This window comes from Lysinibacillus sp. FSL K6-0102, from assembly GCF_038003545.1.
GTDB lineage: Bacteria > Bacillota > Bacilli > Bacillales_A > Planococcaceae > Lysinibacillus > Lysinibacillus capsici.
On sequence record NZ_JBBOPH010000001.1, the window covers coordinates 4,786,184 to 4,800,340 of the forward strand.

The following is a 14,157-nucleotide window of genomic DNA, read 5'->3' on the forward strand; positions in this document are numbered from 1 at the left end:
TAGATTGCCCTTGTAAGTTTTTTATACATTAAAGCGGAATAACATAATATCGCCATCTTGTACTTCATATTCTTTACCTTCAAGACGTACTTTACCAGCTTCCTTAGCCGCTGCTTGCGAACCTGCCTCAAGAAGATCATCATATGCCACTGTTTCTGCACGAATAAAGCCACGCTCAAAGTCAGTATGAATAATACCTGCACATTGAGGTGCCTTCATTCCTTTACGGAACGTCCAGGCACGTACCTCTTGTACACCTGCAGTGAAGTAAGTAGCTAGTCCTAATAAGTCATAAGAAGTACGAATTAGTTGATCTAAACCAGATTCTTTAATTCCTAATTCTTCTAAGAACATAGCTTTTTCTTCATCATCTAACTCAGAAATTTCTTCTTCGATTTTTGCACAAATAGTAATGACCTGTGCACCTTCAGCGGATGCATACTCACGTACTTTTTTCACATACTCGTTGTTGTCTGCATCTGCTACTTCATCTTCTGAAACGTTTGCTACATAAAGCATTGGTTTAATTGTTAGCAGATGAAGACCTTTAATTACCTTTATTTCATCATCTGATAGCTCAGCTGCTCTAGCTGGTTTACCGTTTTCTAGTTGCTCTTTTATTTTTAGAAGCACTGGCTCCTCTATCATAGCCTCTTTATCTTTTTGTTTCGCCATTTTGCTAACTCGTTGTAAACGTTTATCCACAGATTCTAAGTCAGCTAGTGCAAGCTCTAGATTAATAACTTCAATATCGTCAATTGGATCTACTGCACCAGAAACGTGAGTAATGTTTTCGTCTACAAAACAACGTACTACCTGACAAATTGCGTCTACTTCACGAATATGAGCTAGGAACTTATTTCCTAATCCTTCCCCCTTGGAAGCACCTTTAACAATCCCAGCGATATCTGTAAATTCAAATGCAGTTGGCACAGTTTTTTTCGGTACCACTAATTCTGTTAATTTATCTAAACGTGCATCAGGTACTTCAACTATACCAACGTTTGGATCGATCGTTGCGAATGGATAGTTTGCAGCCAATGCGCCCGCTTTTGTTATTGCGTTAAATAATGTTGATTTTCCAACGTTAGGTAAACCAACGATTCCAGCTGTTAATGCCATGGATGGACACAACCTTTCTATACTCAGTTCAAATTTTCTCTCTTATAACCTTATCTATTATATTGATTCACCCAGAAAAAGTCTAATATGCCTGATGTTACGACTCTTCCGCAGAAAATAAAACCTTTTTCATTTTTTTCTCAAATTCACGACGTGGAATCATGACACTATGCTGACATCCTTCGCATTTGATACGTACATCCGCCCCCATACGAATAATTTTCCATTTATTAGTACCGCATGGATGTTGTTTTTTCATTTCAACAATATCGTTTAAACCAAATTTTTTTGCCTCCATCTTACACACTTCTCCCCTCATCTTTGCCATAGAACATCATTTTTGGATAGACCATTGGTATATTATTTTCTTCAAAGAGTTTCGTAATATCGCGGCGTATGGTACGTGCTACTCCATATTGTTGCTGCGGTAATGTTTCAGCAGCTATACGAATGGTTACTTCTGTCCCTTTCACATTTTGCACACCTAGAAATACCGGAGCTGCAATTAATTCTTTATGCATCTTAGGCAATGTCTCTAAATACTTATTAATAACCCCTTCTGCTTTCTCAAAATCAGCATCCGTGGCCATTTGTAAATCTATAAAAATTTTGGAGTTGTTAACAGAATAATTGACGACTTCGCCTATGGCACCATTGGGAATGATGAACTGTTCACCAGTAGCACCATTAATTTTTGTTGTACGTAAGCCAATTTCTACAACTGTACCTTCTGCAGCATTTATTTTTATATAATCGCCTACACCAAACTGGTCTTCAAAAATAATAAAGAATCCAGTAATAACATCCTTTACTAAGCTTTGAGCACCAAAACCTATTGCTAAACCAACAATTCCTGCACCCGCTAATAAACCTGCTACCTTTATATTTAAGGAAGAAAGTATACCAATGATTGCAGAGAAATAAACGACATAGGAAATCACGCTTTGTAATAATCTTGAAATTGTTCGTTGGCGTCGCTCTGAGTGGCTCAATGGTGAACGCATACGGATTAAAAACACCTTTTTAATAAATTTTTTACCTAATCTTACAGCGATCCACGATACTAATAGAATGAGCAAAATTTCTATAGATGCATCAATAACCTTTTCCCAAAGATCCTCAGATGTGAGCTTGTCCCAGTATTTTTCCATTAACTTTTTATTCTTTTCCATCATTACCACCTCTTGAATAACTTGCTAAAAATTTGCGTATACTGCATAAAAATTGAGCACTTCTAAAAATAAAAAGAAAGTGAGTTTTTTTATGAATACTATACCAAATTTGTTACTACCTTATTCCCTTCATCATGAGAGTAAAAATGCTGTTTGGCAATTAAGTACATTATTTTTAGAACATATACCGTTTCATCATGAAAGACTAATTTTTTGTTGTATTGGCAGTGACCGATGTACGGGTGATACACTTGGTCCATTAACTGGTAGCTTTTTAAAAAAATCTGTTAGCTTTCCTTATGAAATTGTTGGTTCCTTAGAAGACCCTTTACATGCTCTAAACCTAGATTCTACAATGCAACAGCTACACAATCATACTACAAAACCATTCATTATTGCGATTGATGCCTGTCTCGGCAGTGAGCAAAATGTTGGTCATATTTCAGTTCAAAGTGGACCCATTTTCCCTGGAAAAGCTGTAAAAAAAGAATTACCCCCAATTGGAGACATTTCCGTGAAAGGAATCGTCAATATTGGAGGCTTTATGGAAATGCTTGTTTTACAAAATACCAGACTTCATATTTCTTATGCAATGGCTGAAAAGCTATCAAGAGCATTATTACTGGCTGCTCATCGTTATTCACTAAAAAATGTAGAAGATAGCCACCATAATACCAACAATGACGATACCTGGAAGCAAGTTAGCAGCTTTGATCTTAGCTAAGCCTGCAATGTTTAACCCTATTGCCATAATCATAACCCCGCCAACAGCCGTCATTTCTGTAATGAACATTTGTAGTGCGGCATCAGGGATAAAGGAACTTATAACACCTGCAAAAAGAGCTATTAATCCTTGATAAACAAAGACAGGTACAGCGGATAGCATTACACCTATACCTAATGTCGAGGCTAGAATAATGGATGTAAATCCATCTATTAATCCTTTAGTAATGAGTACATTATGATCATTACGAAGACCACTATCAAGAGCACCTATAACAGCCATTGATCCTACAACAAAAATTAGTGAGGCAGTTACAAAGCCCTCTGCTATGCTAATTTGATTTTGGTCATCCCGTTTTGTACGAAATAAACTCTCTACCCATTTACCTAGACGATTCATTTGTTTATCTAAATCTAACCACTCACCTATTACTGTACCTACCACTAAACTTACTACCAATATAATAAAATTATCACTTTCAAAGCCCATTTTTATCCCTAATAATGTGACGGCTAAACCAATAATAGAAAGAACCGTAGATTTCATAGATTCAGGGAGATTTTTAAAAATGCGCCCTACTAATGCTCCTACTATAATTAACACAGCATTTATTAATGCCCCTAGTAATACCACACTTAAGCCTTCTTTCTCTCTAAAAAATAGAGAGCGCCTATTTGCTTGGCGCTCTGATTAAGTTATAGAAATATTATTTTATTCTTCCTGTATGTTTAATATTTCCAATATTCGTTCTAAATCATCTTCAGAATAAAATTCAATTTCTATTTTCCCTTTATTGCTTGTTTTCTTTATTTGAACATTTGTTCCAAAGTAGTCTCGTAATTGTGACTCCTTTGCAGTTACAAAGATATCTTTTTTCTTAGGAGGGATTGTTTCACGTGAAACTTCTTCATTTAAGTTTTGCACTAATAATTCAACTTGACGTACGTTCAATCCTAGATTTATTACCTTATTAGCCACTTCTGATATTCTTCTTTTATTTTTTAAGCCGAGTAATGCCCGTCCCTGCCCCATCGATAGAGTTCCATCATTCATCAATTTACGTACATCTTCTGGTAATGCCAGTAGTCGAACGTGATTGGCAATATGTGGTCTACTTTTTCCTAATCGCTTCGATAACTCTTCCTGAGTTAAATGTAAGTTTTCCATTAAACTCTGATAGGCTTCTGCTTCTTCAATAACAGTTAAATCCTCACGTTGGAGGTTTTCTAAAATAGCAAGCTCCATCATTTGTGCATCTGATAGCTCTTTTATAATGACAGGAATAACCTCGAGGCCAGCTAATAGACAAGCTCTGTAACGACGCTCTCCCGCAACAATTTCAAACTTGCGTGCTTTTTTACGCACAGCAATTGGCTGTAAAATTCCATGTTCTTTAATAGAATCAGCTAATTCTTGTAAACTTTCTTGATCGAAAATTTTACGTGGCTGAAATGGGTTCGCAACAATTAAATCTAATTGGATTTCTTCCACTTGACCACTGTGTTCTAAAGACTCTCCTGGAAATAATGCCCCAATACCCTTTCCTAAACCTTTAGCCATTTTTAATCACTTCCCTCGCCATCTCTAAATAAACTTCTGCACCTCTAGATTTTGCATCATAAGTGATGATTGGTTGACCATGACTTGGTGCCTCACTTAATCGCACATTACGGGGGATTATTGTTTTATATACTTTATCTTGGAAATATTTTTTCACTTCCTCAATAACTTGTAAGCCTAAGTTTGTGCGTGCATCTAGCATTGTTAATAAAACGCCATCGATGTAAAGTTGTTGATTCAAATGCTTTTGAACGAGGCGAACTGTTGATAGTAATTGACTTAACCCTTCCAATGCATAATATTCACATTGTACAGGAATAATAAGCGCATCTGAAGCTGTTAACGCATTGATTGTTAAAAGCCCTAAAGATGGTGGACAGTCAATAATTATATAATCGAAATCCTCTTTCACATTTTGTAAAGCATGTTTTAAACGTACTTCTCTGGAAATAGTCGAAACCAATTCAATTTCTGCACCTGCAAGTGAGATTGTTGCTGGCACGATAGATAAATTTTCAACATTTGTTTTTTGAATGACATTTTGAACATCTTCATCATCAATGAGCACATCATAAATACAACCCTGTATTTCTCCTTTATTAATACCAAGTCCACTTGTTGTATTCCCCTGCGGATCAGTATCAATTAAAAGCACTTTCTTACCTAAGTATGCTAGGCAAGCGCTCAAATTGACCGAAGTTGTTGTTTTACCTACGCCACCCTTTTGATTGGCGATTGCTATAATTCTACCCATTTAAAAGCACCTGCTTTCATCTATCAAAGTTTACTTTGACAAATCATTTGTAAAATCACTATTTAATCCGCTATCTAACTTTCATTCTATCAAAAAATTTGAAGAGAGTTGTATAAAATATTAAGAATAAATACAAAAAAGGAGATATCTCTATTAATCTTCTGAGATATCTCCCCTGTACAGTGATAAATTTGATCATAAATTATTTTTCTAAAATAATTTATTACACTTTTTTCTTTTTAGGTATCTTCACTGTAATTTGATAGTATTCTTCTGTATCTTCTTCTTCAGTTTTCACCGTAATCCCACTTTTCGTTACCATCGTTAAAGACTGTTTGATGGTATTCAAAGCAATACGTACATCTTTACTTATAGCTTTACGTTTCGGTTTAGCTTTCTTTGGAATTGATTCTTCCTGCTCATCAGCTACAGGATGTAATATAGCCTGGATTTGCTCCTCTAACTGTCGCACATTCCAATCATTTTCAATTGCTAGCTGCAAAATTTCTAGTTGCGATGGTTGATCTTTAATAGCAATTAATGCACGTGCATGTCGTTCAGATATTTTTCGCTTCAAAATAGCTTGCTGTACTTCATCTGGCAGCCTTAATAAACGTAATTTGTTGGCTACAGTGGATTGTCCTTTTCCAAGTCTTTGGGCAAGAGCTTCCTGTGTTAGCTCATGAAGCTCTAATAATTTTTGATAGGCTACCGCTTCTTCAATAGCAGTTAACTCCTCACGCTGCAAGTTCTCTATTAACGCAATAGATGCTGTTTCCTTATCAGTTAAATTACGTACAATAGCAGGGACTTCTGTCCATTGTAGCTTTTTCATCGCTCGATAACGACGCTCACCAGCGATAATTTCATATTGATTGTCTGATGTTTTACGTACAACAATTGGCTGAATCACACCATGTGTATGAATGGTTCTTGATAATTCTTCAATTTTTTCATCATCAAAAATAGTACGTGGCTGAAAACGGTTAGGTACAATTTGATCAATAGGCAACTTTATGACTTCTTCCGCTGCATGAACCGCCTCTGCTTGTTCTACTTCATTTTTCACAATAGGCTCTGTTTTACTTCCGCCTCCAAAAAAACGTGAAAAAGGACTTTTCATCCAAGTGGCACCACCTTTAAGTAACTATCTTGCTCTGTGTCATTCTATTATTATTTATTATATTTCTTTAAATGTATATAGTTCATAGATGTCTTTTGCGTGAACCATCCATAACTAGTATGTATGCTCAAAACAGAAAAAATATTTTCCACTTTGAGAAGTTTCACATGAAACACTAATTATTGAATCGGTGTTTTATTTGGTACACCTGGCTTACGCGGATATTTTTTCGGTGTTCCTTTTATTTTATCAAATATATATAAAATGCGTTCACTTTCTTCAACAGGTAGCTTGAAAGAAAATTCCTCTCTCAGTTTAACACCCAATGTTGTTAAAGCTTTTTTAGCATCCTTTAGTTCTTCTGCCCCAGCTGCGGCTTTTAAAGCAACAAAATATCCATCTTGTTTCGCTAAAGGTACACATAACTCTGCTAGAACGGATAAACGAGCTACAGCACGTGCAGTTACTACATCAAATTGTTCACGGTATTTTAAATTTTGGCCAAACTCTTCCGCTCGAGCATGTACAAAATGCATATTCTCTAATTGTAACTCATCACTTAAATGATTTAAAAAGGTAATTCTTTTATTTAAGGAGTCGACAATTGTAACTTGTAAATGTGGGAAACAGATTTTAATTGGGATACTTGGGAAACCAGCTCCTGCCCCAACATCACAAACAGTTATGACTTTTGAAAAATCAAAGTAAAATGAAGGACTAATCGAATCGAAGAAATGCTTTAAATACACGCCTTCTAAATCTGTAATGGCAGTTAAATTCATCTTTTCATTCCACTCAACAAGTAATTCAAAATACTTTTTAAATTGAGCAATCTGTATATCAGAAAGTTCGATACCTTTCTCTTTCAGAGCCTCAATAAATTGTTGTTCGTTCATGTAAAGTCTCCTTTGTTGATCTAGCTATACAACTCAACTAATAGTATAGCTTTAAAAATAGGAAGCGGGCACAATGGTATGCCCGCCTCTTATTCACTTTACTGTTGTTGATGATCAGCTGCTTACTTTCGCAATTTTACCTTGTTCAATATAAACAAGCAGAATTGAAATATCAGCTGGATTAACACCAGAAATACGAGAGGCTTGCGCAATAGATAGAGGTGTAACTTGTTTTAATTTTTGACGCGCTTCTGTTGCTAAACCTGAAATAGCATCGTAATCAATATTCTCAGGAATTTTTTTGTTTTCCATTTTGTGTAGTTTCTCTACCTGTTGCAATGCTTTTTCGATATAGCCTTCATATTTAAGCTGGATTTCAATTTGTTCTTTCACTTCATTAGCCAATTCGATTTCTGCCGGAATTAAAGAAGAGATTAACTCATAATGCATTTCAGGGCGTTTTAATAAGTCTGCACCACGTATACCGTCTTTTAATTCACTACCACCAACAGAACGAATAACAGATTGTGTCGCTTCATTTGGCTTAATAATGACTTCACGAAGACGTGCAATTTCATTTTCAATCAGCTCTTTTTTCTCATTGAAACTAGCATATCTTTCTTGTGGAATCATCCCCATATTGTAAGCTAACTCTACTAATCGTAGATCTGCATTATCATGACGTAATAGTAAACGATATTCTGCACGAGATGTTAATAAACGATATGGCTCATTTGTTCCTTTTGTCACTAGGTCATCGATCAAAACGCCAATATAAGCATCCGAACGGCTCAAAATTAATTCGTCTTTACCTAGTACATTAGCAGCAGCATTCATGCCCGCCATTAAGCCTTGCGCGGCAGCTTCTTCATAGCCAGATGTGCCGTTGATTTGACCCGCTGTATATAAGCCTTTAATACGTTTTGTTTCTAAAGTTGGCCATAGTTGTGTTGGCACAATTGAATCGTATTCAATAGCATAACCAGCGCGCATCATTTCCGCATTCTCTAAGCCAGGTATAGATTTTAGTAAACGTGTTTGAACATGCTCTGGTAGGCTTGTTGACAAACCTTGAACATAAACCTCACGTGTATTGCGGCCTTCTGGCTCTAAGAAGATTTGGTGTCTTGGCTTATCATTAAAACGTACAACTTTATCTTCAATAGATGGGCAATAACGTGGACCTGTCCCTTTAATCATCCCTGAATACATCGGTGAAAGATGTAAATTTGCTTCAATAATTTCATGAGTTTCAGGGCTTGTATATGTTAACCAGCAAGGTAGCTGATCCATGATGAATTCAGTCGTTTCAAAACTAAATGCACGTGGAACATCATCACCTGGTTGAATCTCTGTTTTGTCATAATCTATTGTTCGATTATTCACACGTGGTGGTGTACCTGTTTTAAATCGAACTAGATCAAAACCTAGCTCTTTTAAATTATCAGCTAAGCGAATTGACGGTTGTTGGTTATTAGGACCACTTGAATATTTAATATCACCAATAATGATTTCACCACGTAGGAAAGTACCTGTAGTCACGACAACTGTTTTAGCACGATAAACGGCACCAATTTGTGTAATGACCCCTTTTACTTCCCCATCCTCAATAATTAACTCTTCAACCATCCCTTGATGGATTGTTAAGTTTGGTGTTTCTTCTAATACTCGTTTCATTTCTTGCTGATACAAAACTTTGTCCGCTTGTGCGCGCAATGCACGTACAGCTGGGCCTTTCCCTGTATTCAACATTCGCATTTGAATATGCGTTTTATCTATCACTTTCCCCATGACGCCTCCTAAAGCGTCAATCTCACGTACGACAATTCCTTTGGCAGGACCACCAATAGATGGATTACATGGCATAAATGCAATCATATCTAAATTGATTGTTAGCATTAATGTGTTAGCACCCATTTTAGCTGCGGCATGTGCAGCTTCTGAACCTGCATGACCAGCACCAATCACAATCACATCAAACGTGCCTGCCTCATATTTTGTTGGCATGCTCGTACCTTCCTTTCTTTCTGAAAATTATTTTCCTAAACAGAACTGAGAAAATAGTTGATTGATGAGGCTTTCTTGAACAGTATCACCAATGATTTCGCCAAGTATTTCCCATGTTCTTGTTACATCAATTTGTACCATATCAACTGGTACACCGTTCTGTGCAGCTGCTATTGCATCTTCTACCGTTGCTTGTGCTTGGTGTAGAAGGGCAATGTGTCTTGCGTTTGAAACATATGTTAAATCGCCCGCTTCGATTTGTCCCTCAAAGAATAGTGCAGCAATGGCTTCTTCTAGCTCTGTAATACCTTCCTCTTGTAGCAGAGAAGTTGTTACAATGCGATGGTCACCAGCTAATTCTTTGACACGAGCCAAATCAATTTTTTGCGGTAAATCTGTTTTATTGACAATAACGATGTAATCCATCGCTTCAATTGTTTCGAATAGACGCTCATCCTCAGCAGTTAATTCATCTGCATAGTTTAATACAAACAGAATTAAATCAGCTCCACGAAGAGCTTCCCGTGAGCGTTCTACTCCAATTCGTTCCACAATATCTTCTGTTTCCCGAATACCCGCTGTATCCACTAAACGAAGTGGAACACCTCGGACATTGACGTACTCCTCTATAATATCACGAGTAGTCCCTGCAATATCTGTCACTATGGCCTTATTTTCTTGTACTAAGCTATTTAAAAGTGAAGATTTCCCTACATTCGGACGACCTAAAATAACTGTTGATAATCCCTCGCGTAAAATTTTTCCTTGAGAAGATGTTTGCAAAAGTTTTATAATTTCATTTTTTACCCATGTACATTTCTCTACTAATACAGGTACAGTCATTTCTTCTACATCATCATACTCTGGATAATCTATATTAACCTCTACTTGGGCTAATGTCTCTAGTAAAGCTTGGCGCAAATCACCAATAAGTCTCGATAATTTTCCATCCATTTGACCCAGAGCCACATTCATCGCACGATCTGTTTTAGCTCTTATCAAATCCATTACTGCTTCAGCCTGTGATAAATCAATACGTCCGTTTAAAAAGGCACGTTTTGTGAATTCACCTGGCTCAGCTAACCTTGCTCCATTTGTTAAAGCAAGTTGCAACACGCGTTTGACTGAAACTAATCCACCATGACAGTTTATTTCAACTACATCCTCACGTGTGAATGTTTTTGGCCCACGCATCAGCGATAGCATTACTTCCTCTACTACCTCATTAGTTTTAGGATCGACTAAATGTCCATAATGAATAGTGTGCGAATCTTTGGTTGTTAAACTTTTTCCCCCGGGTGATTTGAATATTTTGTCTGCAATCGTCACAGCCTCGTCTCCACTTAAACGAACGATGGCTATGGCACCTTCACCCATCGGTGTGGATATCGCAGCAATTGTATCGAACTCCATTTAATGACCTCCTCAACGTTATCCACATGTGGATAATCAAAACCGACCAATACTTACTAACACCTTAGACTAACATATTTTCAGCAAAATCTAAAGTAAGGATCATTTCCAAATGTGGATAAAATCAATTTTTCGCTAATCATATTTTCGACAAAATTTGCTACGTTTCATTAAAAAAGGTCATTTTATCTAAAAGATAAAATGACCTTTCAAAATATATTGTCTGTATGATTATGTGAAACAGTCTAATTATTTTTTTACGGGTTCTATTACTAAATAACGATTAGGCTCCGTACCTTCTGAATACGTTTCAAGATCTAGACGGTTTGCTAATTGATTATGAATTATCTTTCGTTCGTAAGACGGCATTGGTTCAAATGCCACACGTTGATTTAAGCGTAATGCCTTATCCGCCATTCGATCCGCAAGTAATTCTAAAGCTACTTGTCGACGCTCGCGATAGTTTTCTACATCTAGTTTCACCATTAAGAACTGCTTTGCGCTTTTATTTAATACGAGTTGTGTTAATTGCTGTAAGGAATTTAATGTTTGACCTCGTTTCCCTATAAGCAGGGCAGCTTTCTCACTTTTTAGTTGAAATAATACATATTTCCCTTCGCGTGTCGTAGCAATCTCAAGATCATGAATAGCCAATTGTTCAGCGATATTACTTAAATAAGCCTTTGCCTCTTCAATTGGATTTGCTGAGTCTCCATCCTCAGCTTGTTCTTTAACGACTTGTTGAACTTCTTCCATTTCACTTGGTTGTTCAGAAACTTGTGAACTTAGTGTTTCAACATCATCTAATTCTATTGGTTCATATAATTGAGTTACTACCTGCAATTGCGCATTGTCGCTTTCAATTGTCGGAACCTGAACTTCTTTTACTGTTACACGTACCTCTGCAGAACGTGCACCAAAACCTAAAAATCCTTTTTTACCTTCTTGTAAAACTTCAACATCTACTTGTTCACGGGTTTTGCCAAGTTTCTGTAACGCCAATGAGATCGCTTCTTGTGTTGTTGCGCCTATTTGCGTAAGTTGTTTCACTTTTTAGCCCCTCCATTTTGAGCAGGTTGTGTTTTATCTTTATTCCAAGGTTTATAAATGTACAAGTTTTGGAAAATCGAAATAATGTTTCCGATTACCCAGTATAATGATAATGCAGCTGGTAAGGCCATACCAAAACCAATAATCATGAATGGCATAATATACATCATAATTTTCATTTGAGGATTATCCATTGCTGGTCCTGTACGTAACACGATAAATTGCATTAAGCCAGCTGTAATAGCTAATGCAGGTGCTGGATCTGCTAGCGGGAAGATAAAGAAATTCCCTAAATCAAATGTTGATGTTGCATTCATACGGCTAATTGCATGATAGAAACCAATTAAGATTGGCATTTGAATGATTACTGGTAAGCATCCTGCAAGTGGATTTACTCCAGATTCACTCATTAACTTCATCATTTCTTGCTGATATTGTTGTTGTGTCTGAGCATCCTTAGAAGCATACTTCTTTTGCAGTTCCTTCAATTTTGGTTGAATTTCTTGCATCTTTTTAGAACTCTTTGTTTGTTTGATCATCAATGGCAAAATTGCTAAACGAATAATAATCGTTACGGCAATAATCCCCCATGCATACGTACCTAGCAGATCAGCAAAGTATTTTATTGCTGATACCAACGGCCAAACAATGAATTCATTCCAGAAGCCTGTGCTATCTTTGGAAATTGGTTCATTGAATTCTGTACAACCAGAAAGTAGTAAGGCTACCGATACTAGTGACAAAATTACCCAATGTTGTTTTTTCAACCTTCTTCCCCCTACAATTACTATTCACTTTTTCTTATTCTATATGGTTCTTTTTGTACCGACAGTTTCCTATCACATAATCGGTTTAACGTCAGTAGCCTTATCTTTAATTCAGTCCACTTTTGAGAGTCCTCGATGAAGATAAAGTTATCAGTTATTTTATCATGCCTATAACATTCACTCTACTAAATATTCTAATTACACACACTTATTCCTAAGATAAGTTGTGAATTTTACATATTTTTAAGCGAAAACTCTCGCCACAAATACCCCCGTGTGTATAATTCTCTTACATATAATTTTATGCAAAATCACATATTATTTATTCTATTGCTAACAGTACAGGCGTAATTTCACCACTTGGTTGCATACATTACACTTTTTTCATTACCTTTGCGATTCGTAGTACATGCTGCAAACTTTGTTTCACTTCATGAAAATCCATAGTGGCCGCCGGATGTCTGGCGATAATAACATAATCCATATTCGGCTTTAGCTCATCTTTTAATTCATGAATACTTTGTCGAATATAGCGTTTTACTTGGTTGCGTGTTACCGCATTCCCAAGCTTCTTACTAACTGATAAACCTACACGAAATTCCGTTTGTCCCTCTTTTACTAAAAAATAAACAACAAACTGACGATTAGCGAAAGATTTACCTTTTTTAAACACCTTTTGAAAATCATCATTCTTCTTCACTCGTTGGCGTTTTTTCATTTCTTTCACCTGCTATTAGATAATATCTTTTGATCCTCATTTCTAGGTTTACCAAAAATAAAGAAAAAAAAGACCACTGATGTGGCTCAGTGGACTTATTTTATGCTGATAAAACTTTTCTTCCTTTACGACGACGAGCAGCAAGAACTTTGCGACCGTTTTTCGTGCTCATACGTGCGCGGAAACCGTGTACTTTGCTGTGCTTACGTTTTTTTGGTTGGTAAGTACGTTTCATTTATATAGACACCTCCTGATATGAGTTGAATTTTTCAACATACAGACTCGAATATTATATAAAGTATCTAGTTATTTTGTCAATGAATTTCACAAATTTCTTTTAATCCGTCGAACTATCTATTTATTCTATTCTCAATTTTTCTAGTGTTTGGATCTCTACTTTTCTAGTGTTTGGATCTCTACTAGAAATATTTTTTTCTACATTAACATAAAAATATTTATCCACAGAGTACTTGTTTTTTTTACACAGAGTTGTGTATAGTATTTTTTGCATTATTTTTTATCCACAACAATTATCTACAGGTTTCTCACATAAGCAGTGCTTGTGGACAACTATAAAGTGCATAACTGCAAGCTATGTGGATAAGTTTCACAAACTATTGAAATAGCTTTGTTTTTCTGATACGATTACTGTGCTTCACTTTGTTGAAAACTAAAACGAACATTTTAATTATCCACAACTGTTAATATGCTGTGGATAATTTTCATCACAGCCTTTGGTTAACTTTTATCCACAACTTGTGATTATGTGGACGAGTTATAAAATGAACGTATTTACAATTCTATAAATGCGATTTTTTTTTGTATTGAACACTGTAAAGGAGATTAGTAGC

Annotated in this window: 15 protein-coding genes; 1 reads left to right on the plus strand and 14 read right to left on the minus strand. The window is 36.2% G+C overall.

Annotation, left to right across the window (positions count from 1 at the left end; translation table 11 throughout):
* Nucleotides 1–21 precede the first annotated feature (21 nt).
* From ychF to NYE73_RS24360, 3 genes are all read right to left on the minus strand, one after another.
* Nucleotides 22–1,122, minus strand: coding sequence for a redox-regulated ATPase YchF (ychF, locus tag NYE73_RS24350; RefSeq protein WP_259951249.1), 1,101 nt, complete (start codon nucleotides 1,120–1,122; stop codon nucleotides 22–24).
* Between the two features lie 97 nt (nucleotides 1,123–1,219).
* Nucleotides 1,220–1,420 carry a DUF951 domain-containing protein gene (locus NYE73_RS24355; protein ID WP_048395226.1) on the minus strand — a complete coding sequence of 67 codons (201 nt, stop codon included), beginning with the start codon at nucleotides 1,418–1,420 and terminating at the stop codon, nucleotides 1,220–1,222.
* A 1-nt stretch (nucleotide 1,421) separates the two neighbouring features.
* Nucleotides 1,422–2,294 carry a mechanosensitive ion channel family protein gene (locus NYE73_RS24360; RefSeq protein WP_048395224.1) on the minus strand — a complete coding sequence of 291 codons (873 nt, stop codon included), beginning with the start codon at nucleotides 2,292–2,294 and terminating at the stop codon, nucleotides 1,422–1,424.
* Between the two features lie 91 nt (nucleotides 2,295–2,385).
* Between NYE73_RS24360 and yyaC the strand changes: the two genes are divergently transcribed.
* Nucleotides 2,386–3,018, plus strand: a complete 633-nt coding sequence (gene yyaC / locus NYE73_RS24365) for a spore protease YyaC (protein ID WP_048395222.1) — start codon at nucleotides 2,386–2,388, stop codon at nucleotides 3,016–3,018.
* Here the strand turns inward: yyaC and NYE73_RS24370 are convergent.
* The 11 genes from NYE73_RS24370 to rpmH all read right to left on the minus strand — a co-directional run bounded on the left by NYE73_RS24370 (nucleotide 2,938) and on the right by rpmH (nucleotide 13,541).
* Nucleotides 2,938–3,651 carry a DUF554 domain-containing protein gene (locus NYE73_RS24370; protein ID WP_048395220.1) on the minus strand — a complete coding sequence of 238 codons (714 nt, stop codon included), beginning with the start codon at nucleotides 3,649–3,651 and terminating at the stop codon, nucleotides 2,938–2,940. The genes yyaC and NYE73_RS24370 overlap by 81 nt on opposite strands.
* Nucleotides 3,652–3,729: 78 nt before the next feature.
* On the minus strand, nucleotides 3,730–4,578 hold the full coding sequence (locus NYE73_RS24375; protein WP_066038357.1) for a ParB/RepB/Spo0J family partition protein: 849 nt from the start codon (nucleotides 4,576–4,578) through the stop codon (nucleotides 3,730–3,732).
* Nucleotides 4,571–5,332, minus strand: coding sequence for a ParA family protein (locus NYE73_RS24380; RefSeq protein ID WP_048395216.1), 762 nt, complete (start codon nucleotides 5,330–5,332; stop codon nucleotides 4,571–4,573). Before NYE73_RS24380 ends, NYE73_RS24375 begins: the two co-directional genes overlap by 8 nt.
* A 223-nt stretch (nucleotides 5,333–5,555) precedes the next feature.
* Nucleotides 5,556–6,455 carry a nucleoid occlusion protein gene (gene noc, locus NYE73_RS24385; protein WP_259951248.1) on the minus strand — a complete coding sequence of 300 codons (900 nt, stop codon included), beginning with the start codon at nucleotides 6,453–6,455 and terminating at the stop codon, nucleotides 5,556–5,558.
* A gap of 179 nt (nucleotides 6,456–6,634) precedes the next feature.
* Entirely contained in the window at nucleotides 6,635–7,351 is a 717-nt protein-coding gene (gene rsmG / locus NYE73_RS24390; protein ID WP_066038358.1) for a 16S rRNA (guanine(527)-N(7))-methyltransferase RsmG, read from the minus strand.
* Between the two features lie 114 nt (nucleotides 7,352–7,465).
* Nucleotides 7,466–9,358: a tRNA uridine-5-carboxymethylaminomethyl(34) synthesis enzyme MnmG gene (gene mnmG / locus NYE73_RS24395; protein ID WP_259951247.1), complete on the minus strand. Its 1,893-nt coding sequence runs from the start codon at nucleotides 9,356–9,358 to the stop codon at nucleotides 7,466–7,468.
* Between the two features lie 27 nt (nucleotides 9,359–9,385).
* The gene (mnmE, locus tag NYE73_RS24400) at nucleotides 9,386–10,771 is read right to left on the minus strand and encodes a tRNA uridine-5-carboxymethylaminomethyl(34) synthesis GTPase MnmE (RefSeq protein ID WP_328013115.1); all 1,386 of its coding nucleotides are present in this window, start codon (nucleotides 10,769–10,771) and stop codon (nucleotides 9,386–9,388) included.
* Between the two features lie 249 nt (nucleotides 10,772–11,020).
* Nucleotides 11,021–11,821, minus strand: coding sequence for an RNA-binding cell elongation regulator Jag/EloR (gene jag / locus NYE73_RS24405; RefSeq protein WP_259951245.1), 801 nt, complete (start codon nucleotides 11,819–11,821; stop codon nucleotides 11,021–11,023).
* Nucleotides 11,818–12,588 (minus strand): membrane protein insertase YidC, encoded by a 771-nt coding sequence (yidC, locus tag NYE73_RS24410; protein ID WP_025115704.1) that lies wholly within the window; start codon nucleotides 12,586–12,588, stop codon nucleotides 11,818–11,820. The genes jag and yidC overlap by 4 nt, the downstream gene beginning before the upstream one ends.
* A gap of 373 nt (nucleotides 12,589–12,961) precedes the next feature.
* On the minus strand, nucleotides 12,962–13,306 hold the full coding sequence (rnpA, locus tag NYE73_RS24415) for a ribonuclease P protein component (RefSeq protein ID WP_048395204.1): 345 nt from the start codon (nucleotides 13,304–13,306) through the stop codon (nucleotides 12,962–12,964).
* A 100-nt stretch (nucleotides 13,307–13,406) separates the two neighbouring features.
* Nucleotides 13,407–13,541: a 50S ribosomal protein L34 gene (rpmH, locus tag NYE73_RS24420; protein WP_004233310.1), complete on the minus strand. Its 135-nt coding sequence runs from the start codon at nucleotides 13,539–13,541 to the stop codon at nucleotides 13,407–13,409.
* Between the last annotated feature and the right edge of the window lie 616 nt (nucleotides 13,542–14,157).